The sequence below is a fragment of the Bradyrhizobium sp. CSS354 genome, from assembly GCF_029051725.1.
Lineage (GTDB): Bacteria > Pseudomonadota > Alphaproteobacteria > Rhizobiales > Xanthobacteraceae > Bradyrhizobium.
Genome location: NZ_JAACFU010000009.1, coordinates 161,296 through 182,115, shown reverse-complemented (window position 1 = coordinate 182,115; position 20,820 = coordinate 161,296). Strand labels below are relative to the sequence as shown.

Annotated in this window: 17 protein-coding genes; 8 read left to right on the top strand and 9 right to left on the bottom strand. The window is 65.4% G+C overall.

What is annotated here, in order from left to right; all coding sequences use genetic code 11:
• Positions 1 to 54: 54 nt before the first annotated feature.
• Entirely contained in the window at positions 55 to 618 is a 564-nt protein-coding gene (moaB, locus tag GWG67_RS22960; RefSeq protein ID WP_275171574.1) for a molybdenum cofactor biosynthesis protein B, read from the bottom strand.
• Between the two features lie 135 nt (positions 619 to 753).
• Entirely contained in the window at positions 754 to 1,689 is a 936-nt protein-coding gene (locus GWG67_RS22955; protein ID WP_275171573.1) for a neutral zinc metallopeptidase, read from the bottom strand.
• 406 nt (positions 1,690 to 2,095) lie between these two features.
• Here GWG67_RS22955 and GWG67_RS22950 point away from each other — a divergent pair, with 406 nt between their 5' ends.
• The 3 genes from GWG67_RS22950 to GWG67_RS22940 all read left to right on the top strand — a co-directional run bounded on the left by GWG67_RS22950 (position 2,096) and on the right by GWG67_RS22940 (position 4,491).
• Positions 2,096 to 3,226, top strand: coding sequence for a site-specific DNA-methyltransferase (locus GWG67_RS22950; protein WP_007607106.1), 1,131 nt, complete (start codon positions 2,096 to 2,098; stop codon positions 3,224 to 3,226).
• Positions 3,227 to 3,345: 119 nt separating this feature from the next.
• Positions 3,346 to 3,672, top strand: a complete 327-nt coding sequence (locus tag GWG67_RS22945; RefSeq protein WP_018454920.1) for a hypothetical protein — start codon at positions 3,346 to 3,348, stop codon at positions 3,670 to 3,672.
• A 132-nt stretch (positions 3,673 to 3,804) separates the two neighbouring features.
• Positions 3,805 to 4,491 carry a glutathione S-transferase family protein gene (locus GWG67_RS22940; protein ID WP_275171571.1) on the top strand — a complete coding sequence of 229 codons (687 nt, stop codon included), beginning with the start codon at positions 3,805 to 3,807 and terminating at the stop codon, positions 4,489 to 4,491.
• Between the two features lie 57 nt (positions 4,492 to 4,548).
• Here GWG67_RS22940 and GWG67_RS22935 read toward each other — a convergent pair whose 3' ends face one another.
• From GWG67_RS22935 to GWG67_RS22920, 4 genes are all read right to left on the bottom strand, one after another.
• Positions 4,549 to 6,558 carry a methyl-accepting chemotaxis protein gene (locus tag GWG67_RS22935; protein WP_275171570.1) on the bottom strand — a complete coding sequence of 670 codons (2,010 nt, stop codon included), beginning with the start codon at positions 6,556 to 6,558 and terminating at the stop codon, positions 4,549 to 4,551.
• A 274-nt stretch (positions 6,559 to 6,832) separates the two neighbouring features.
• Positions 6,833 to 9,376: an HWE histidine kinase domain-containing protein gene (locus GWG67_RS22930; RefSeq protein ID WP_275171568.1), complete on the bottom strand. Its 2,544-nt coding sequence runs from the start codon at positions 9,374 to 9,376 to the stop codon at positions 6,833 to 6,835.
• Entirely contained in the window at positions 9,373 to 9,957 is a 585-nt protein-coding gene (locus GWG67_RS22925) for a biliverdin-producing heme oxygenase (RefSeq protein WP_275171567.1), read from the bottom strand. Before GWG67_RS22925 ends, GWG67_RS22930 begins: the two co-directional genes overlap by 4 nt.
• Positions 9,958 to 10,135: 178 nt before the next feature.
• Positions 10,136 to 10,579: a nuclear transport factor 2 family protein gene (locus tag GWG67_RS22920; protein WP_275171565.1), complete on the bottom strand. Its 444-nt coding sequence runs from the start codon at positions 10,577 to 10,579 to the stop codon at positions 10,136 to 10,138.
• A gap of 89 nt (positions 10,580 to 10,668) precedes the next feature.
• Between GWG67_RS22920 and GWG67_RS22915 the strand changes: the two genes are divergently transcribed.
• On the top strand, positions 10,669 to 11,589 hold the full coding sequence (locus GWG67_RS22915) for a LysR family transcriptional regulator (protein ID WP_275171564.1): 921 nt from the start codon (positions 10,669 to 10,671) through the stop codon (positions 11,587 to 11,589).
• Positions 11,590 to 11,788: 199 nt separating this feature from the next.
• On the opposite strand, the gene GWG67_RS22910 is transcribed toward GWG67_RS22915, so the two are convergent.
• Complete coding sequence (locus tag GWG67_RS22910; RefSeq protein ID WP_275171562.1) at positions 11,789 to 12,409, bottom strand: glutathione S-transferase family protein; 621 nt, start codon at positions 12,407 to 12,409, stop codon at positions 11,789 to 11,791.
• 141 nt (positions 12,410 to 12,550) lie between these two features.
• On the opposite strand from GWG67_RS22910, the gene GWG67_RS22905 reads away from it, so the two are divergent.
• Positions 12,551 to 13,828, top strand: a complete 1,278-nt coding sequence (locus GWG67_RS22905) for a flavin-dependent oxidoreductase (RefSeq protein ID WP_275171560.1) — start codon at positions 12,551 to 12,553, stop codon at positions 13,826 to 13,828.
• A 205-nt stretch (positions 13,829 to 14,033) separates the two neighbouring features.
• On the opposite strand, the gene GWG67_RS22900 is transcribed toward GWG67_RS22905, so the two are convergent.
• Positions 14,034 to 14,456, bottom strand: coding sequence for a PaaI family thioesterase (locus GWG67_RS22900; RefSeq protein ID WP_275171559.1), 423 nt, complete (start codon positions 14,454 to 14,456; stop codon positions 14,034 to 14,036).
• Positions 14,457 to 14,524: 68 nt separating this feature from the next.
• Complete coding sequence (gene mutY, locus GWG67_RS22895) at positions 14,525 to 15,625, bottom strand: A/G-specific adenine glycosylase (RefSeq protein ID WP_275171558.1); 1,101 nt, start codon at positions 15,623 to 15,625, stop codon at positions 14,525 to 14,527.
• Positions 15,626 to 15,767: 142 nt separating this feature from the next.
• On the opposite strand from mutY, the gene GWG67_RS22890 reads away from it, so the two are divergent.
• The 3 genes from GWG67_RS22890 to smc all read left to right on the top strand — a co-directional run bounded on the left by GWG67_RS22890 (position 15,768) and on the right by smc (position 20,747).
• Positions 15,768 to 16,262, top strand: coding sequence for a DUF721 domain-containing protein (locus GWG67_RS22890; RefSeq protein ID WP_275171557.1), 495 nt, complete (start codon positions 15,768 to 15,770; stop codon positions 16,260 to 16,262).
• 127 nt (positions 16,263 to 16,389) lie between these two features.
• Positions 16,390 to 17,064 (top strand): DsbA family protein, encoded by a 675-nt coding sequence (locus tag GWG67_RS22885; protein WP_275171811.1) that lies wholly within the window; start codon positions 16,390 to 16,392, stop codon positions 17,062 to 17,064.
• A gap of 218 nt (positions 17,065 to 17,282) precedes the next feature.
• Positions 17,283 to 20,747: a chromosome segregation protein SMC gene (gene smc, locus GWG67_RS22880; protein ID WP_275171556.1), complete on the top strand. Its 3,465-nt coding sequence runs from the start codon at positions 17,283 to 17,285 to the stop codon at positions 20,745 to 20,747.
• Positions 20,748 to 20,820 lie beyond the last annotated feature (73 nt).

The following is a 20,820-nucleotide window of genomic DNA, read 5'->3' as shown; positions in this document are numbered from 1 at the left end:
CCTTGCGGGACTTCGCGCCACCTTCCCCCACAAGGGGGGAAGGGACGCAAGCGCTCACACCGTCGCGCCCTGGGCCTTCGGCCGGCGCAGGTGCTCGTCCAGCCGCGGCATGATCTCGACGAAATTGCAGGGACGCGTGCGGTAGTCGAGCTGGGCTTTGAGGATGCCGTCCCAGCCGTCGCGGCAGGCACCGGGCGAACCTGGCAGGCAGAAGATGTAGGTCGCGCCGGTCACGCCGGCAGTGGCGCGGCTCTGGATCGTCGATGTGCCGATCTTGGCGTGGCTCAGCATGTGGAATGCGATCGAGAAACCGTCCATGCGCTTCTCGAACAAGGGCTCGACCGCCTCCGGCGTGACGTCGCGCCCGGTGAAGCCGGTGCCGCCGGTGGTGATGACGACATCGACGCCCGCATCCGCAATCCAGCGGCGGATGATGGCGCGGATCGCCTCGACGTCGTCGGTGACGATCTCGCGCGCGGCGAGATGATGGCCAGCCGCAAGGAGGCGGTCGGCGAGCGTCTGGCCGGATTTATCATCCGCGAGCGCGCGCGTGTCGGACACGGTGAGCACCGCGATATTGAGCGGGACGAATTGTTTTGTTTCGTCGATGGAGGTCATTGCAACGCACCTTCTCTTCTGGCCTGCTGACGTCATCCTGAGGTGCGCGCTCTTGCGCGCCTCGAAGGATGGGCCACGGGCTCGCATCCTTCGAGGCTCGCCAATTGGCGAGCACCTCAGGATCACGGATAACCCCTACTGTCCGCCGCCAAACGTGTTGCAGGCCTGGACGGTGCCCTGCTGATATCCGGTCATGAACCACTGCTTGCGTTGCGCCGCCGAGCCGTGGGTAAAGGAATCGGGCACGACGCGGCCCGTGGCCTGGCGCTGCAGCGTATCGTCGCCGATCGCGCTCGCAGTGGTCAGCGCAGCGTCGATGTCGCCCGGCTCGAGGAAGTTCGGCCGCTTCTTCGCCTCGCGGTTGACCCAGACGCCGGACAGGCAGTCGGCCTGCAATTCGACCTTCACCTGCAGCGCATTGGCCTCCGCCTTGCTGCCGGCCTGCTGCTGCAGCCGCGTCACGCGCGGAATGATGCCGAGCAGGTTCTGGATGTGATGGCCGGCCTCATGGGCGATGATGTAGGCGGTGGTGAAGTTACAGGCGGATTTGCCGGAGCAGCCGCGAAAACGCGTCTCGACCTCGCGGAAGAAACCGGTGTCGAGGAAGATGGTCCTGTCGGGCGGACAATAGAACGGTCCCATCGCCGACTCCGCCCGGCCGCAGCGCCCGCCATTGGTGACGTTGCGGAACAGCACGACCTTCGGACCGGTAAAGGTCTGGCCCGAGGCCTGGAAGATCTCGCTCCAGCGATCGTCGATCTCGCCGAGGATGCCGGAGATCATGCTGCCCATCTCGTCGGTCGGCGCGCCGCGCTTGGCGTTGGACGACGATTGGCGATCGGTCTGGTAGGACGGCGCCTGGCCGCCGCCGGTGAGGATCTCGGCGCCGCCGATCAGGATGCGCGGATCAATGCCGAAGGCGTAGCCGACCAGGCCGAGCACGATGATGGTGCCGATCCCGAGCCCGCCGCCGCCCATGGGGAGACCGAACCCGCCTCCTCCACCGCCGCCGCCACCATCGTCGCGACGATCCTCGATGTCGTCGCTGCGGCGGAAATCATCGTAGCGCATGGCGGCTTCCCTCGGTCCTGGCTCAATCCGGCGCAAGAGCGCGAAAGCTCAACGCGCCATACACGTAAAATTTCCATTGCATTAATCAATATCCCGCTCGGCAATTATTGCCTAGTGCGACAGCATGGCAATGCCAGCAATTTTTTCCGGGCGTCGTGCAATTTTTTCCGAGAGAAATTTGGAGTCTTTTTTGCGCTCTGGCCACTCCCGCAACGCGAACAAACACGAAATACACTGCAAAACACGGCGAATGCGCGGAGCGAACCGCGTGCGAGGCGCGAGGTGAAGGCTGCTCACGAAAGCGGCGGGTTAAGTCGATTTTTACTTTGCCGCTTCAATGTAACGGTCAGTCGGTTGTTTGGTCCCGCGTCGCCGACAGCGTCGCCTGAGTCAGAGTTCTTGAGTCATGGTAGAGTCGCGTCGCGGGGCGTCTGCAAGGGCGCCCCGCACAAATTTTGAGTCTCCTTCGCACAGCATCGTCCTCGGCGATTGCGTCGCCGAGATGTCGAAGCTTCAGGCTGGTTCGGTCGACCTGGTGTTCGCCGATCCACCCTACAATCTTCAGCTCAAGGGCGATCTCAAGCGCCCCGACGAATCCCATGTCGATGCGGTCGACGACGATTGGGACAAGTTCGATTCGTTCTCCGCCTATGACGATTTCACTCGCGCCTGGCTGCTTGCCGCCCGCCGCGCGATGAAGCCATCGGCGACGATCTGGGTCATCGGCTCCTATCACAACATCTTCCGCGTCGGCGCGATCATGCAGGACCTCGGCTTCTGGCTCCTGAACGACATTGTCTGGCGCAAGACGAACCCGATGCCGAATTTCCGCGGCCGCCGCTTCACCAACGCGCACGAAACCATGATCTGGGCCGCGCGCGACGAGAAGGCCAAGGGCTACACGTTCAACTACGAGGCGCTGAAGGCCGCCAACGAGGACGTGCAGGCACGGTCCGACTGGCTGATCCCGCTCTGCACCGGCGAGGAGCGCCTCAAGGGCGCCGATGGCAAGAAAGTGCACCCGACGCAGAAGCCGGAAGGCCTGCTCGCGCGCGTGCTGCTGTCGTCCTCCAAACCCGGCGATCTCGTGATCGATCCCTTCAACGGCACCGGCACCACCGGCGCGGTCGCAAAGCGCCTCGGCCGCTCCTATATCGGCTTCGAGCGCGACAAGACCTATGCGAAAGCGGCACAAGCGCGCATCGCCGCGGTCGAGCCGCTGCCGGAGGCAAGCCTCGCCCCGTTCATGACGGCGCGCGAAGCGCCGCGGGTTGCGTTCTCGGAATTGATCGAGCGTGGCATGATCATGCCCGGCACCAAGCTGTTCGATGCCAAGAAGAAGCTCGGCGCGCTGGTCCGCGCCGACGGCGCCATCATGTTCGGCGACAAGGTCGGCTCCATCCACCGCATGGGCGCAGTGGCGCAAGGGGCGCAAGCCTGCAACGGCTGGACCTTCTGGCATATCGAGACCAAGAAGGGTCTCAAGCTGATCGACGAGCTCCGCGCCGAGATCCGTGCCGGTATGGCGGCGGGGTAGGCTACCCTTCGTCATTCCGTATGCGCCTCCTGGCGCGAGCCCGGAATGACGAGACTGGTTGAACCCGGCGGCCGCCGGGACTACATTAACCGCCTACGCCCCGTCTTGACCGGTCGAGCATGCGACGACAGTCCGAGACATTGCTGCTGGTGCCGCTGCTGCCGATCTTCCTGGTCGGCATGTTTCCGATGTTCCTGATCGCGCTGCTGGGATTTTTCGGCCTCGCCTTGTTCGGCGTGCTCGTGGTCTGTGTCGGGCTCGCCAGCAGCAACGAGGCCCATGACAGCTTCAATCACGACGTCATCGTGCACGGCTACGCGCGCGGATCCGAGCGCGCGGCGCGGGCCTCCGACATGCATATCGCTACCCGGCTCGGGCTGCGCCTGGAGGTCGTGGGCGCGGCAATGGTCATTACGGCGGCGATCGGCCTTTGTTACGCCGGCTGATCTGCGTGACACGCAGATACCGCCCGGCAAACTCGCCGGTTGCCCTCCCCGATAAGGTTCAGGCAAGACAAGGCCGCTTGCGGACATGTTGCTGCCTCCACTCTCGGCCAACAAACACAGGGGAGATGCCCGATGCTTAAATTCTATTTCAACGGCTCGCCGAACCCGACCAAGGTCGCGCTCTATCTCGAAGAGGCCGGTCTGCCCTTCGAGCCGGTGAAGATCGACACCCGCAAGGGCGAGCAGTTCACGCCGGACTATCTAAAGATCAATCCGAACGGCAAGGTGCCGTCGATCGACGACAACGGCACTATCGTGTTCGATTCCAACGCCATCCTGCTCTATCTGGCCGAGAAGACCGGCAAATTCCTGCCCGCCGCCAATGTTCGCGGCGAGATGCTGTCATGGCTGATGTTCATCGCCACCGGCGTCGGGCCCTATTCGGGTCAGGCCGTGCACTTCAAGCATTTTGCGCCGAAAGACCAGAACCACGACTACGCGCATAACCGTTACCAGTTCGAGACCGATCGCCACTACAAAATTCTCGACGGTCACCTCAAAGGCCGCAGCTACATGGTCGGCGACAGTTATTCGATCGTGGACATGGCGCTGTGGGGTTGGGCGCGGATGGTGCCGTTCAAGCTCGGCGACGATGCCTTCGCGCGATATCCGAACGTCAAGCGGCTGGTGGACGAGGTCACGGCGCGGCCTGCGGCGACGCGCGCGATCGCACTGAAGGACAAGTTCACCTTCAAGGCTGAGATGGACGACGAAGCCCGCAGCAACATGTTCAAGCACATGACGACGAAAGTGGCCTGATCGCGGCACGTCGCAATGCGAGGCCACGCGCATGCGCGTGGCCTTTTGCTTTGAGGCTCAGGCGGCGTGGACCGAGTTCAGGAAGTTGGCGACTTCCTGCTTCAAGCGGTTGCTGTCGGCCGACAGCGAGCGTGCCGCCGAGAGCACCTGCGAAGAGGCCGAGCCGGTCTCGGACGCGCCGCGCTGCACGTCGCCGATGTTGGACGACACGAGTTGCGTGCCCTGGGCGGCCTGCTGGACATTGCGGGAGATCTCCTGCGTCGCCGCACCCTGCTCCTCCACGGCGGCGGCGACCGTCGACGAGATCTCCGACAGCCGCTCGATGGTGCCGCTGATCTCCCGGATCGAGCCGACCGACTCCTCCGTCGCGGCCTGGATGCCCGAGACCTGCTGGGCGATCTCACCGGTGGCCCTCGCGGTCTGCTCGGCGAGCGCCTTGACCTCCGAGGCCACCACGGCAAAGCCCCGGCCGGCTTCACCCGCGCGCGCCGCCTCGATGGTGGCGTTCAGCGCCAGGAGGTTGGTCTGGCCGGCGATGGTGCTGATCAGTTCGACCACGTCGCCGATGCGGGCCGCGGCCTTGGAGAGCTCGCTGACGCGCGCGTTGGTCTTGCTCACCTGACCGACGGCTTCGCCCGCGATCCGCGCCGATTCCTGCACCTGGCGCGCGATCTCCGTCACCGAGGAGGACAGCTCCTCGGTCGCGGAGGCGACCGCCTGCACATTGGCCGAGGCTTCCTGGGAGGCGGATTGCACTTCGGTGGAGAGATCCTGAGCGCGCCTCGCGGTCGCGGTCAGGGTGCCGGCCGAGCCCTCGAGCTCGTGCGATGCCGAGGATACGGTATCGACGATCTCGCCCACCGCCTGCTCGAACTGGCTGGCGAGCCGGGCCATGTCGGCCTTGCGGCTCTCGGCCTGCCGGGCCTCGGTTGCGGTCTGCTCATGGCGCAGCCGTTCGGTTTCGATCATGTTGTTCTTGAAAACGTCGATCGCCTTTGCCATGTCGCCGATCTCGTCGGCCTTGCCGCGCGAGGGGATCTCGACGGCGAGATTGCCCCCGGCAAGCAGTCCCATAGCGCGCGTCATCGAGGTCAGCGGCCCCACGATGCTGCGGGCGGTCAGGAAGGCGACGATCAGTCCGAACAGGACGGCGAGGCCGCCCGCGATCCCCTGTAGCGACGTCGTGCCGTCGATCACAGCATCGGCCGCGGTGCGCGAATCCTTGTAGTCCGTCTTCAAGGCGGTTTCCGTGACCTTGAGTTTGGCGATGCTAGCGGAGATGAGCGGTGCGAGATCCTTGTGGTAGATCTCGTCGGACCGCAGCATCGCGGCGGAGGTCGTTTCGAACGCGGATTTGTAGATGCCGAGGGCGGTCTTCACAGGCGTCAGAGACGAGCGAAGGTCCGCCGCCTGCGGGCTCCTTTCGACGGCTGCCAGCCGCTGCACCGCCCTGTCGACATTGGTTCTGAAGACGGTGGGCCCGTTGGTGTCGCGCAGAGCGAGGAAGCGCCAGTTCGCGATTCGAACCAGCAGGACCCGGGATTCGACGTCCGCGACGAGCGACACCGTGTCGTCATCGGCGGCCGCGCGGGCCACATCGACCAGCTTGGCCATCTTGACGGTCAGCTCTTCGCCACTCGGCAACAGCGTCGCCTTGCCGGTCCGCGCCTCGTTGACGGCGTCGCCGAGACTGTCACGCAGGGTTTTCATTTTGGCGATGTCGGCGATCAGATCGTTGTAGAGCTTCCGCCGCTCCTCCGAGAGGGTGCCCTTTGCTCCGAGTTGCAACAGCCCGGTCGCCGCGGTCTCTCGCTCGGCAGCCTCCCGCATCGCAGGCTCGTTGGCGTCGTAAATGTAGCGCAGATTGGCCCGCTGGATGGCCTGAAGATGGGTCGATATCTCCAGGACGCGCGCCGTGCTGTCCGACAACGTGGAGAGTTTTGCGACCTGATCCTGGACGGAGCGCAAATTCCAGATGGCGACCACCGCCATCACGAGACCAACCGCCACCAAGGCCATGAAACCTGCGTACAGGCGTCCCCTGATCCGCAAACGAAACTTCGGCATTCCCACTGTCCACCCAGATGCATGTCAATTCGAGCGGCCGGCCTAATCCGGCGATTGTCACCGGCCACCCTGGCAGCCGCGCGTCGCGTCTTTCGCGACCCACGCTGCACCGCGACACAATGGGGGACACTCGTTAATTGAACCTTCAAATTTTTCGCGCGCGCATGGGTCAGACGGCCCAACATCTGCTGATTTTATCGGCAGGTGAGCAAGGGCTTGGCGCGAAGCCCGCAGCGCCGTGCAGGCCGCTGCAGCTTATCCGGATGACGATCTGTCAGCTGCCGGCCTGCTGCAATTTGCCGAGCGCGTTTTCGACCACTTCCAGCGTGTAGGGCTTCTGAATCACAGGCGCGGCGGCCAGCTCCGTTGGGATCGGCGCCCGCTCGCCATAGCCGGTCGCGAACATGAAGGGCACGCCGATTTCCGTCAGCTTCTGCGCCACCCTTATGCTGCTCTCGTTGCCGAGGTTGAGATCGAGCAAGGCAAAGCCCGGGCGCGTGCGCTCGATCGCCCGCAGCGCCTGATCGACGCTTGCGGCGGTATCGACATGGCGGGCGCCGAGATCGAGCAGGATGACCTCGGCGGCCATGGCGATGATGAGGTTGTCCTCGACGATCAGCGCCGTGTCGGAAATCCTGGGACGCGAGGATTGCTGTTCTTCTATTCGCATGGCGGCTCCCGCGATGGATGGGACGAGTTCGACGAAGTTGGGGGGAATGACGAACGTTGCTTGCACCCCCAGCAGGTCGAACCGGATTTCGGCTTCGCCCTTGAGGTCGAACGGCACGGAGCGCTCGATGATGGTGGTCCCGAAGCCGCGGCGCGACGGCGGCTGCACCGGCGGACCGCCGGTCTCCTTCCAGTCGATCACGAGGCTCGACGACGGATCGAGCCGCCACGCCACCTCTACGCTGCCGGTGGAATCGGCGAGCGCGCCGTATTTGGCGGAGTTGGTCATCATCTCGTGCACGACGAGGGCCAGCGTCGCGAACGCTTTGGGATCGAGCGCCACGTCGGGGCCGCCCATCTTGACCCGGTCTGCGCGCGCGCCGAGATAGGCGCCTGCCTCAGACTCGAGCAGCGAGCGCAATGCGACCGGCGCCCAGTTCAGATTGGTGATCTGGTCATGCGCGCGCGCCAGGGCCTGGATGCGGCCGCCGAGGACGCCGGCGAACTCCTCGACGGTGGTCGCGGTATCCTTGCTCTGCGCCACCAGCGCCCGGACGAGGCTCAGGATGTTGCGAACGCGGTGGTTGAGCTCGGCGATCATCAACTCCTGCCGCTCCTGCGCGCCGCGCCGCTCGCGTGCGGCAAGATCGGACAGTTGCAGGATCACCTCGAGCAGCGTCACCCGCAGGCTCTCGGCAATGCGGATGTCGGCCGCCGACCACGGCTTCGACTGGCCCGCCACCGTCTCCTGCCACAGCTCGAAACTCCTGCGTGGCGTCAGGCGCGGCCCGTTCGGACCCTGGTCGTAGACCTCGTTGGGATCGCCGGCCCAATGGACCGAGCGCGTGACCTCGCGCCGGAAGAAGATCAGGCAATCGCGCGGGGCGCGCGAGATCGGGATGGCGAGAAAGCCCGCCGCGCGGTCGCGGAAGGACTGGCCCGCAGCATAGACCTTGGCGATCTCGGCGCTCGCGAAGATCCGTCCCGGCGACGTCCGATTGATGAAGCTTACGAGTTCCTTCACCTCGTCTTCGGTCGGCGTCTCGCCCTGGAGCACGATCCTGTTGTCGGACCACACCGCCACGCCGTCACACTCGATCATGTTGCGGTAGTCGCCGAGGAAATCGACGATCGCGCGCCGGCTGTGCTCGTGCGAGGCCGCGGTCTCGATCAGCCGCTCCTGCACATGGTGGGCGCGCGCCTCATAGGCGACGTCGCCCTCGCGCTCGCGTCCCTCCACGATCCAGGAGAACATCTGCCCGAACAGCTCGGATGCCGTACGCTTCTCGAAAGAGATGTAGCGCGGCGAATAATGGTGGCAGGCGAACAGGCCCCACAGCTTGCCGTCGCGCAGGATCGACACCGACATCGAGGCGCCAACGCCCATGTTGCGCAAGTACTCGATGTGGATCGGCGACACCGAGCGCAGCACGCTCATCGACAGGTCGAGCAGCCCCGCATTGTGCGTGGCCGTCGACACCAGCGCGGCGGGTTGCGCATCGATGTCCGCGATGATGCGCAGCCAGTTGCGCTGATAGAGAATGCGGGCCTGCCTCGGGATGTCCGACGCCGGATAGTGCAGGCCGAGAAACCGTTCGAGTCCCGCTTCCGCGGCCTCCGCGATCACCTCGCCCGATCCGTCCGGGTGAAACTGGTAGACCATGACGCGGTCGAAGCCGGTCAGCACCTTGAGCTGCCGCGCGGCCTCGCGAGCGAGCTCGGTCATGCCGCGCGTCTTGCGGATACGCTCCAGCATCAGACGGACGAGCTCGCCGGAATTGACGCCGGGCTCGTTGACGCTGGGCTCCGCCTCGACGACGAGATAGGCGCCGGAGAAGTGGATCGAGAGATCGTAGGGCGGCTTGCCAGCCTTAAGCTCGACGCCGAACAGGCGCTCGGTCGCGTCCGGCCCGCTGAGATGATCGACGCGGCTGCGAATGGTCTCGACAGCGGCTTCCGAGATGACGCGCGAGAGCGGCTGCTGGAGCAGGTCGGAGACGTCGGCCCCGAGAAAGCTCCCGACATTGTCCGAGGCCATACAGATCGTGAAATCCGACAGTAGCGTGAGCAGGAAGCCGAACGATTGCACGCTGCCGGGAATGTGGATCGGCTCGCGATCGCAATTGGTGAGATTGACAGCCTCGTTCATGCCCGGTCCGCCGCCTGCTCGAACGCGGCGAAGGCGATGCGCGCCGCATCGATCGCCTCGTCCTCATCGCAAGCCTCTTCGCTTGCGAGCTTCACCAGGAAACTCTGCCAGAGCCGCTTGCCTACACCATGGCTGAGATAAGCGGTGGCTTCGCTGATGCGCGGATCGCCGGCGTCCGCGACCGTCTTCAGCAGGAACTTGGCCCCGAGCCGGGAGCCCTCCAGCACGTACATGGTGCCCAGCACGCCGCTGCGTGTCAGCGGCAGCACGGTCACTGTGGATTGTGCGGCACCACCGAGCCGGCCAAGATCGTCCGCAATCGCAGCGCTGCGCGCCCGTTCCGGCCAGTCCGGAAACATTTTACCGACATCCGCGTCCATCAGCGCGGCTTCGAGCGGCAGCAAGGCCCCGGCGCTGGCTTGCAGGAAACGGCGGTAGCCGGAAAACACGCTGAGATCGAATGACGAAAGCTGCGCATCGAGTTCGCGGTGCGCAGCCGCCGTCGCATCTCTCAGTCGTTCGCGGAGTCCTGGAAAGCTGCGGCCCACCTGTGTAGTAACGTCCGAAACCCCAGCCAGCATGCAATTCCCAAACGCGCGCAATGCCGGGGCGCGATTGCCCCGGAACCGAACGAACGCAGGAGGATTCCAAAGGTTCCGAACCCCTCTGGAAAACCGGGCACGGGCGGCCCGGGCCCGCTCGTCCGCTATGTCCGCCGTAGGGGCTTCCGCAGCTCGTATCCGATCTCCGACCGCGCGCTCAGCTCGCGACCCTCACGGCCGTTTGTGGAAACGGACCGAGGGCCTTCTCGGTCAGCACCGAGTCGCAATATTCCCGGATCTCCTTGATCTTGCCGTCCTCGAGCCGAAACACGAGACAATAGTCGTTGTCGTAGCGCACGCCTTCGGGCGTGACGTTGTCGCCCTTCGCTTCAACGACGACGATATCGCCGTCCGCGATAAAGCGGTGGGCCTCCGTCCGCGTCCGGTCGACAAGGCGGGTCCGCACATAGGCGTGCAGGTCGTTGAGGATCGCCTGTTTGCCCGAAAAGGTGCGCGACCAGGAGTACTGGCCGGTCACGATCCACTTGGCGTCGTCGGCAAGACTTTCGGTGAACAAGGCGCGGTCGCGCGCAGCCGGATCGGGGCTAGCGGCGGCTGCAAAGATATCCTGCATCAGTTTCTTGTTTGCGCTCGCGCTCATGGCGGCATCTCCTTTGTGAGAACACGCAAATTATCGCCGCCGGTGCTAAATTCTTCAAATCGATAGTGGATATGATATCTATTCACCTCATGAATTTGAATTCGCTCGACCTCAATCTCCTGACCGCGCTCGACGCGCTGCTGCGCGAGGCCAGCGTCAGCCGTGCCGCCTTGCGGATCGGTCTGTCGCAGCCGGCGGCAAGTCATGCACTCCAGCGTCTGCGCGACATCTTCGGGGATCCGCTCTTGGTGCGCACAGGCGCGCGGATGGAGCTGACGCCGCGGGCGCAAGCGCTACGCGCACCGCTGGCTCAGGCTCTCGATCAGGTGCGCGGGCTGTTCCTATCGGATGAATTTGATGCGGCGCGCAGCGAGCGGCAATTCCGCCTGATGATGCCGGATCTCGCAGTCGAGCTGTTGATGCCGCCCTTGATGGAAAAGGTGACACGCCTTGCGCCCAACGTCCGCATCGACGTGGTGCCGTGGCGGGGACCGGCGATCTTCCACGCCGAGTTCGCCCGCACCATCGATCTGGTGATTTCGATCGGCAACGCTTTCAAGGGCTTTCACCGCCAGCTGCTCTACACCGACAGCGACGCACTGGCGGTGCGGCGCGGCCACCCCACGACCACGAAGCTGAAGCGGCGCGAGACGTTCCTGGCCGCACGCCATGTCGGCGTGATCATCCGCGGCCAGCCGGAGGACCTCATCGACACTTGGCTGCGCACCAAGGGCATCGACCGGCACATCGCTCTCGTCGTCCCGGGTTATCTCGAAGCGCTGCACGTCGTCGCCCGCACCGACCTCGTCGCCTTCGTGCCGCGCCGGCTGATCGCGGCGCTGTCCAAGCAGCTCGGCCTCGTCACGGTGACGCCGCCGCTCGACCCCGGGATCGACGAGCAGTTCATGTTCTACCCGACCCGCGCACAGATGGACCCTGGCTCGATCTGGCTCAGGCGGCTGATGTTGGAGACGGGACGGGAATTGGAGAAGAAAGGGCTCGCTGGATAGGACGCAACTTCAAAGCAAATGGTGTCGTCCCGGACAAGCGCAGCGAAGCGGAGCGCCGATCCGGGACCCATAACCACAGGACGTGGTTTGGCGAAGACTTGCGATTGTCAGCTTGCGTCACAACTTCTCCCTGTGGTTATGGGTCCCGGGTCTGCGCTGACGCTTGCCCGGGACGACAGGGGAATATGTTGCCGCGCTCCTACGCCTTCTGCGCGTCCATCACCTTGCGCACGGCAGGGCGATCGGACATGCGCTTGAAATGATCGGCGATCTTCGGCGTCGCGTTGATATCGACGCTGTCGCCTTCGAGCCAGGTCGACAGGGTGTAGAGATAAGGATCGCAGATCGTGTACTGCTCGCCCATCACCCAGGGTCCCTTGTACATCTTCTGCTCGATCAAGGAGAAGCAGGCGCCCATGGTCTTCGGGATCATCGCCTTCATGTCGGCGAACGAGCTCTCTTCGCTCGCCCAGCGTGCGCCACGCATCTTGTGGGCATGGTTGATGTGCACGGTCGAGCAGAGATAGGAGTTGAACGACTGCACCTGGGCGAAGTCGAAGGGATCGTCGAGCGGCGCCAGCTTCGCCTTGGGGAAGGTCTGGGCGAGATAGGCCAGCATCGCCGGGGTCTCGGTCAGGACGCCGCGATCAGTCACCAGCGCGGGCACGCGGCCTTTCGGGTTGATCGCGAGGTACTCCGCGCTGTTTTGCTGGTTGGTCTTGAAGCTCAGCCGCTCCGCCGCGTAGTCGGCGCCGGCTTCTTCCAGGGTGATATAGGTGGCGAGCGCGCAGGTGCCGGTGGCGTAGTAGAGCTTGAGCATGTCGGACCTCATGGGAAAGCCGGAAGGTAACGGCTGCGGGCCCCGAGGTCCATAGCACAGCGTTCTCAGCGCTCTTGTTCTTCGCAGTTGCCCACCGGCGCCCGGCTGTGCCAAGACGCCCTGAGTTGGAGGGGCTTTCCCATGACCGTACTCATCGCCGGTGGCGGCATCGGCGGGCTGACGCTTGCGCTCAGCCTGCACGGAATCGGCATTCCCGTAAAAGTGTTCGAGAGCGTCGCCGAGCTGCGGCCGCTCGGTGTCGGCATCAACGTGCTGCCGCACGCGGTGCGCGAGCTGATCGAGCTCGGCTTGATGGACAAGCTCGATGCCGCCGGCGTGCGCACCCGCGAGTTGGCCTATTTCTCCAAGCACGGCAAGCCGATCTGGAGCGAGCCGCGCGGGCTGGAAGCCGGCTATAAATGGCCGCAATTTTCGATCCATCGCGGCACGCTTCAGCAATTGCTGCTCGACACCGCGATCGAGCGCCTCGGCCGCGACAACATCCTGACCAGCCATCATCTGACCGGCTGGAGCGAAACCGCTGACGGCGTGCGCGCCGATTTCATCGACAAGGCCACCGGCAAGGCCGCGGGGACCTACGACGGCACGATCCTGATCGCCGCCGACGGCATCCATTCCGCCGTGCGAGACAAACTCTATCCGAACGAAGGTCCGCCGATCTGGAACGGCCGCATCCTCTGGCGCGGCGTCACGCCTGCAAAAGCCTTCCTCAGCGGTCGCACCATGATCATGGCCGGCCACGAGATCCTGAAATTCGTCTGCTATCCGATCTCGAAGGAACCGGACGCCGCGGGCAACCATCTGATCAACTGGGTTGCCGAGCGCCACATGCCGCCAACTTATCAATGGCGGCGCGAAGACTATAACCGCACCGCGCGGCTGGAGGAGTTTCTGCCCTGGTTCGAGAGCTGGCAGTTCGACTGGCTCGACGTGCCCGGCCTGATCAAGAACTGTCCGCACGCCTATGAATATCCGCTGGTCGATCGCGATCCGGTGTCACAATGGACTCTCGGCCGCGTCACGCTGATGGGCGACGCCGCGCATCCGATGTACCCGATCGGCTCGAACGGCGCCTCGCAGGCGATCCTCGATGCCCGCACCATCACCCGCGAGATCCTGGCGCACGGCCCGACGCAAGCGGCCCTGCTCGCCTATGAGGCCGAGCGGCGGCCTGCAACCACCAGTCTCGTCCTGCTCAACCGCAAGAACGGCCCCGAGCAGGTGATGCAGCTCGTCGAGGAGCGCGCGCCGGATGGCTACAAGGTCGTCACTGACGTGCTGTCGCAACAGGAGCTCGAGGATGTTGCCGCCAACTACAAGCGCGTCGCCGGCTTCCAGGTGGAAGCGCTGAATGCGAAGCCGCCGATCGTGGGCGCGGGTGCGCGCGCGACGAAATGAGTATTCGCACGAAGCGAGACGCACGTTGATGCGCCCTCGCCCCTTGCGGGAGAGGGCAGCGGCGCCGGTAGACGCGGACTCACTCAGGTGAGGGGTCTGCCTCCGCGAAGCCAACCCGCATTAGAACTTGCTGAACCAACCCCTCATCCGGCGCTTCGCGCCACCTTCTCCCGCAAGGGGAGAAGGAAGAAAGAGTCCGCGGCAGCTATTTGCCCACCACCCTCGCCGCTTCGAGCAGCCGCTCGCTCGCGGTCGCCGTCGCCAGCAGCGTGCCGTCCTCCGCCGTCAGCCTGGCCTCGACGAACGCAATCGTCCTGCCGAGCTGCGTCACCTTGGCCTCGCCGATGATCGGCCCGGGCTTCGCGGGCGCGAGGAAATTCACGGTCATGCTGATGGTGGTGGTGTAGAGCCGGCCCTCGCTCATCACCAGCACGGCGGGGCCCATCGTGTCGTCGAGCATGGCCGAGAGCATGCCGCCCTGGATGAAGCCGGCCGGATTGCAGAACTCCGGCTTGCCGTCGAAGGCGAGCTTGATCCAGCCTTCCCCGGGACGGGCGTCGAGCAAGCGCCATCCGAGCAGCTCGGCACAAGGCGGCCTGGGAAAACTGTCGAGCGCGGTCTTGATCATGGGAGCCTCCGTTGCCGGCCACAGCTAACGCAGCCCTGCTGCCAGCATGTTGTCAGCAGGATGGGCAGCTAGGGGTCCAATCCACGCGCAATCACCTTGCGCATGACGTTGGGCAATGCTTCGTCGGCGAGAGTGGCAATGGGCACCCAGCGCATGCCCGCGGGTGCCCGCGTCCGCGCTTCCGCCCTGCCCGTGTAGACCACGAGCTCCAGCGGAAAATGCGTGAAGACGTGGGTGACCACGCCTGCCTTGCGGTGCCAGCGCGACAGCCCCTTCAGCGCGGGCGCCTGCTGTTTTGCCTTGGCGTCTTCCTGCCCGGCAAGCCAATCCGATCCCGGTACCTCGGTCATGCCGCCGAGCAGACCCTTTTCGGGACGGCTGCGGACGAGAAGCTCGTCGCCGCGTGTGACAACGAAGGCGGCGCCGCGCCGTAGTGCGCCGCTCTTCTTCGGGGCCTTGCGGGGAAACGTTTCCTGCGTTCCCAGCCTACGCGCCGTGCAGTCCTCGTTCAGCGGGCATAGCGAGCAGGCCGGCTTTTTCGGCGTGCAGATCGAGGCCCCCACATCCATCAGCGCCTGCGCGCTATCACCGGCGCGAGAATCGGCGAGCAGCGTCGCAGCCAACTCCTGAATCAGCGGCTTGGCCTGCGGGAGCTCTTCTTCAACTGCAAAGAGCCGCGAGACCACGCGTTCGATATTGCCGTCGACCGGCATGGTGCGGCGGTCGAACGCAATCGCCGCGATCGCTGCCGCCGTATAGGGCCCGATGCCCGGCAGCGCGCGCAGGCCCAGTTCGGTGTCGGGAAAGGTGCCGCCATGCTCGCGCGTCACCGCGACCGCGCAGGCACGGAGATTACGCGCGCGAGAATAATAGCCGAGCCCCGCCCACATCCGCAGCACGTCGTCCTGCGAGGCCCGTCCCAGCGCGGTGACATCCGGCCAGCGCGCGACGAATTTTTCGAAATAGGGCCCGACCGCCTTCACCGTGGTCTGCTGGAGCATGATCTCGGACAGCCAGACGCGGTAAGGGTCGGATGCCTCGCCGGGCGCAGCGCGCCAGGGCAATCGGCGGCGGTGACGGTCGTACCAGTCGAGCAGCGAGAGCGGGCGCGACGAGGTCTCCGGCTGAACTGGTTCCGATTTCGCCTTGAGGGCGGATTTGGGGCTCATGTTCGCACTGTAACGGCAATGCACCGATCTCTCCACGTCATGCCCACGCTTGTCGCGGGCGTCCACGTCTTTCTTCGCGGCCAAGAGCTTGTCTTCGCGGCCAAGAGCCTGTGGCCGACGCTCCGGAGTGCTATAAAGTCCCATGTCCAAGCTTCGCCCCATCAAACCCGGTCCCATCAGCGCCAAGCCGCTGTCGCTCCTGCTCAACGACGTCTTTGCCGAGGCCTATGCCAAGCAGGGATTTGCCGCGCGCGAGCTGGTGACGCGGTGGGCGCAGATTGCAGGGCCGGAGATCGCGGCCCATGCCGAGCCGCTGAAGATGCAATGGCCGCGGCCGGTCGAGGGTCAGCCGCAGGAGCCGGCCACGCTGGTGCTGCGGGTCGAGGGGCCGATGGCGCTGGAGATCCAGCACTCCGCCGATGTGATCCTGCAGCGGGTCAACCGCTTCTTCGGCTGGAGCGCGGTCGGCAAGCTGGCCTTCCGCCAGGCACCGCTGTCGCGCGCTCGCCGGCCGACCCGGCCCAGCCCGCCGGACGCCAAATCGGTGGCCGAGGTGGCTGAGAGCCTGGGCGACATCGAAGATGAACAATTGAAGTCGGCGCTGGCGCGCCTCGGGGCCGCCATCAAGCGAAATTGAGCCTTATTCTGCGGTCAAACTGGACCTGTCCTTGCCGCTCGCCATTGCCTCAAACGACGTTTCAAGCTAGCGACAGGCCGTCTGAATGGGAATTTCAGGCGAGACCACGCCAATCCGGGAGCCGACCTTGATCATCACCCGCCGCGCCTTCACGTCGATGCTGTCGCTGACCGGGCTTGCCGCGCTCGCCGGGTTCTCGCCGCTGCGGTTCATCTCCGATGCCATGATCCCTGAAGCAATGGCGCAGGCGGCGCCTGGCGACGTGGCCAAGCCGGTGTCGCTGCCCGACATGGCGCTGGGCCCGAAGGACGCCGCCGTCACCATCACCGAATACGCCTCGATGACCTGCCCGCATTGCGCGGCCTTCAACGAGCAGGTGTTTCCCAAGATCAAGTCGGAATACATCGACACCGGCAAGGTGCGTTATATCTTCCGCGAGTTCCCGCTCGACATCAAAGCCGCCGCCGGCTCGATGCTGTCGCGCTGCATCGCCAATGGCGACGCCCCGAAATACTTTGCCGTCACCGACATGCTGTTCCGCCAGCAGAACGACTGGGTGATGAAGAACACCACGGAGACCCTGACGCGGATCGGCAAGCAGGCCGGTCTCACCCAGCAGCAGGTCGAGGCCTGCCTGAAGGACCAGGCGCTGCTCGACAAGATCGCCGCCGACCAGAAATATGCCAGCGACGTTCTGAAGGTCGATTCGACGCCGACGTTCTTCGTCAACGGCGAGAAGGTCAAGGGCGAGACCTCGTTCGAGGAATTCGCCAAGAAGATCAATCCGCTGCTCAAGAGCTGATTCGCACGGCACAATCCTGATTCGCATCTCGATAGCCGTATCTTTCCCGGCATAAATCCCTTGGGAAAAACGGCTTTCGCCGGTTGCCCTCGCGGCGCACCGCGGCCATTGTCCGACCGCATGAGGCGCCCTCGCGCGACTCGCCCGGATAGCGACACTGCCTTCCATGGTATTGTCCCGGCAGGGGGATTCGCGCCTGCCAACAGAGATGCGTGCTTATGAAAATCACCCGCCTGCGCCTCCACGGCTTCAAGTCCTTCGTTGAGGCCACCGACTTCGTCATTGAGCCCGGCCTGACCGGCGTGGTCGGCCCCAACGGCTGCGGCAAGTCGAATCTCGTCGAGGCACTGCGCTGGGCAATGGGCGAGACCTCCTACAAGTCGTTGCGCGCCGCCGACATGGACGCGGTGATCTTCGCCGGCTCCGGCAATCGTCCCGCGCGCAACCACGCCGAAGTGACGATGACGATCGACAATTCCGATCGCACCGCGCCGGCGGCGATGAACGACAGCCAGCTTCTGGAAATTTCCCGCCGCATCGAGCGCGAGGCCGGCTCGGTCTACCGCATCAACGGTCGCGACGTGCGCGCCCGCGACGTGCAGATTCTATTCGCCGACGCCGCCACCGGCGCGCGCTCGCCCGCCCTCGTCCACCAGGGCAAGATCGGCGAGATCATTCAGGCCAAGCCCGAGCAGCGCCGCCGCGTGCTGGAAGACGCCGCCGGCGTCGCCGGGCTGCACGCCCGCCGCCACGAAGCCGAGCTGCGGCTCAAGGCGGCCGAAACCAACCTCACCCGCGTCGAGGACGTGATCGGCCAGCTCGCCGGGCAGATGGAAGGCCTGAAGAAGCAGGCCCGCCAGGCCGTGCGCTATCGCGAGGTCGCGGCCAAGGTCCGCAAGGCGGAAGCCACCCTGTTCCACCTGCGCTGGATCGGCGCCCATGCGGACGTCAACGAGTCCGGCCAGACCCACGATCTTGCGGTCCGTGAGATGGCCGAGCGTACCCAGCACCAGGCCGAGGCCGCTCGCATCCAGGCGATTCGCGCCGCCGAAATGCCGGCGCTGCGCGATGCCGAAGCGCGCGCCGCGGCGGGGCTGCAGCGCCTGACCAACGCCCGCGAGCTGCTCGATCGCGAGGAAGAGCGCGCCAAGGATCGCGTCGCGGAACTCGAGCGGCGCCTCGCACAGTTCGAAGGCGACATCTCGCGCGCCCAGCAGCAGACCATGGACGCCGATGTCGCGCTGCAGCGCCTCGACGCCGAAGATGCCGAGCTGAAGGAAGAGATCAAGTCGCGCGTCCAGAAGCGCTCCGGCGTCGATGAGCGTGTCGCCGAAGCCGAGGCGGTGCTGACCGAAACCGAGCAGCAGTTCGCCGAGCTCACCACCGCGCTCGCCGACCTCACCGCCAAGCGCAATCAACTCGAAGCCAACGTTCGAACCCACCGCGACAAGCTCGCCCGGCTCGACCAGGAGATTTCGAACGTCGCGGCGGAAGAGCACAAGCTCACCGAGGAGACCGGCGGCTTCGGCGATCTCGACGAGCTGACCGCGACCGTCGAGAACGCCGAGCAGACGCTGGCAGCCTCGGAAGCCGCGGCTCAAGCCAGCGAAGCCGCGCACGTCGTCGCGCGGCAGACGCTGGAATCCTCGCGCTCGCCGCTCGTCGAAGCCGACAAGCGCGTGCAGCGGCTCGATACCGAGGCGCGCACGATCTCCAAGATCCTCAACGGCGAGACCAAGAATCTGTGGCCGCCGATCATCGACGGCATCACCGTCGACAAGGGATTCGAAAAGGCGATCGGCGCAGCGCTTGGCGACGATCTCGACGCCCCGGTCGATCCGTCCGCGCCGATGCGCTGGACCAATGCCGGCGTCACCGACGGCGATCCGGAACTGCCCGAAGGCGTCGTGCCTCTCGCCAGCCACGTTCAGGCCCCGGCCGAGCTGACCCGCCGCCTGGCGCAGATCGGCGTGGTGCCGCGCGAGCGCGGCGCCGAGCTGGTCTCGCAGCTCAAGACCGGCCAGCGGCTGGTCTCGCCCGAAGGCGACGTCTGGCGCTGGGACGGTTTTGTCGCAGCCGCCCACGCGCCGACCGGCGCAGCACGGCGGCTTGCCGAGCGCGCCCGCCTCATCGACATCGAGAACGAGCTGGAGCAGGCCCGCATCGACGCGCAGATCAAGCGTCAGGCGCTGGAGAACGCCGAAGCCGAGCTGCAGATGGCCGCCAGCACCGAAGGTGCGAGCCGCGAAGCCTGGCGTGCCGCGCAGCGCGAGCTCAACGTCGCGCGCGAGCGCCATGCCACGGTCGAGCGCGAGATCAGCCGCCACGCCGCGCGCAAGGCGACGCTGTCGGAAGCGCACAGCCGTCTGGCCGCCGACCGCGCCGAGGCCGAAGCCGCCTACGAATACGCCGAAGCCGGGATCTCCGAGCTGCCGTCGAGCGAGGACACCGAAACCCGTCTGGCCGCCGTCCGCAGCGACATCGAAGGCCATCGCCGCATGGCCGCCCAGGTCCGCGCCGAGGCACAGGCGCTGGCGCGCGAGGCCGAGCTGGCCGACCGCCGCGTGCAGGCGATCCTCGCCGAACGCACCGAGTGGCAGAACCGCAAGGAGAGCGCAGCCTCCCACATCGACACGATCCAGACCCGCATCACCGAAGTCTCGATCGAGCGCAGCGATCTCGAGAACGCGCCGGCCGTGTTCGCGGAGAAGCGCAGCGCGCTGATCACCGAGATCGAATACTCCGAAAACGAGCGCCGCATGGCCGCCGATGCGCTCGCCAGCGCGGAGACCGCGATGGCCGAAACCGATCGCGTCGCGAAGCTGACGCTCGAAGCGCTCTCAAGCTCCCGCGAGGCCACCGCCCGCGCCGAGGAGCGCATGGAAGGCGCGCGGCGCCGGCTCGAGGACATCGAGCGCGAAATCCGCGACATGCTCGAGGTCGAACCGCAGGCCGTTGCCGGCCTCGCCGAGATCGAACCCGGCACGGAGCTGCCGCCGCTGCACGACATCGAGGAAGACCTCGAAAAAATGCGCCGCGATCGCGAGCGGCTGGGCGCGGTCAATTTGCGCGCCGAGGAAGAGCTGCGCGAGGTCGAAACCCAGCACAACGGCCTGGTCACCGAGCGCGACGACCTCGTCGAGGCCATCAAGCGGCTGCGCCAGGGCATCCAGAGCCTCAACAAGGAGGCGCGCGAGCGGCTCCTGACCTCGTTCGAGGTCGTCAACAACCACTTCAAGCGCCTGTTCGTCGAGCTGTTCGGTGGCGGCGAAGCCGCGCTGCATCTGATCGAGAGCGATGATCCGCTCGAAGCCGGCCTCGAAATCATCGCCAAGCCGCCGGGCAAGAAGCCGCAGACGCTGTCGCTGCTCTCCGGCGGTGAACAGGCGCTGACCGCGATGGCGCTGATCTTCGCGGTGTTCCTCACCAATCCCTCGCCGATCTGCGTGCTGGACGAAGTCGACGCGCCGCTCGACGACCACAACGTCGAGCGCTATTGCAACCTGTTGCACGAGATGACCGCCTCGACCGACACGCGCTTCATCATCATCACCCACAACCCGATCACGATGGCGCGGATGAACCGCCTGTTCGGCGTCACCATGGCCGAACGCGGCGTCTCGCAACTGGTGTCGGTGAACCTGCAAGAGGCGGTGGACATTCTCGACCAGAACGTGGCGTGATTTTTGGGACGTCATTCCGGGGCGATGCGCAGCATCGAACCCGGAATCTCGCGCCACCATTTCGAGATTCCGG

Bases quoted from the DNA above. Each gene is read 5' to 3' on its own strand.
- moaB (WP_275171574.1), bottom strand. From the start codon at position 618: ATGACCTCCATCGACGAAACAAAACAATTCGTCCCGCTCAATATCGCG.
- GWG67_RS22955 (WP_275171573.1), bottom strand. From the start codon at position 1,689: ATGCGCTACGATGATTTCCGCCGCAGCGACGACATCGAGGATCGTCGC.
- GWG67_RS22950 (WP_007607106.1), top strand. From the start codon at position 2,096: ATGGTAGAGTCGCGTCGCGGGGCGTCTGCAAGGGCGCCCCGCACAAAT.
- GWG67_RS22945 (WP_018454920.1), top strand. From the start codon at position 3,346: ATGCGACGACAGTCCGAGACATTGCTGCTGGTGCCGCTGCTGCCGATC.
- GWG67_RS22940 (WP_275171571.1), top strand. From the start codon at position 3,805: ATGCTTAAATTCTATTTCAACGGCTCGCCGAACCCGACCAAGGTCGCG.
- GWG67_RS22935 (WP_275171570.1), bottom strand. From the start codon at position 6,558: ATGCCGAAGTTTCGTTTGCGGATCAGGGGACGCCTGTACGCAGGTTTC.
- GWG67_RS22930 (WP_275171568.1), bottom strand. From the start codon at position 9,376: ATGAACGAGGCTGTCAATCTCACCAATTGCGATCGCGAGCCGATCCAC.
- GWG67_RS22925 (WP_275171567.1), bottom strand. From the start codon at position 9,957: ATGCTGGCTGGGGTTTCGGACGTTACTACACAGGTGGGCCGCAGCTTT.
- GWG67_RS22920 (WP_275171565.1), bottom strand. From the start codon at position 10,579: ATGAGCGCGAGCGCAAACAAGAAACTGATGCAGGATATCTTTGCAGCC.
- GWG67_RS22915 (WP_275171564.1), top strand. From the start codon at position 10,669: ATGAATTTGAATTCGCTCGACCTCAATCTCCTGACCGCGCTCGACGCG.
- GWG67_RS22910 (WP_275171562.1), bottom strand. From the start codon at position 12,409: ATGCTCAAGCTCTACTACGCCACCGGCACCTGCGCGCTCGCCACCTAT.
- GWG67_RS22905 (WP_275171560.1), top strand. From the start codon at position 12,551: ATGACCGTACTCATCGCCGGTGGCGGCATCGGCGGGCTGACGCTTGCG.
- GWG67_RS22900 (WP_275171559.1), bottom strand. From the start codon at position 14,456: ATGATCAAGACCGCGCTCGACAGTTTTCCCAGGCCGCCTTGTGCCGAG.
- mutY (WP_275171558.1), bottom strand. From the start codon at position 15,625: ATGAGCCCCAAATCCGCCCTCAAGGCGAAATCGGAACCAGTTCAGCCG.
- GWG67_RS22890 (WP_275171557.1), top strand. From the start codon at position 15,768: ATGTCCAAGCTTCGCCCCATCAAACCCGGTCCCATCAGCGCCAAGCCG.
- smc (WP_275171556.1), top strand. From the start codon at position 17,283: ATGAAAATCACCCGCCTGCGCCTCCACGGCTTCAAGTCCTTCGTTGAG.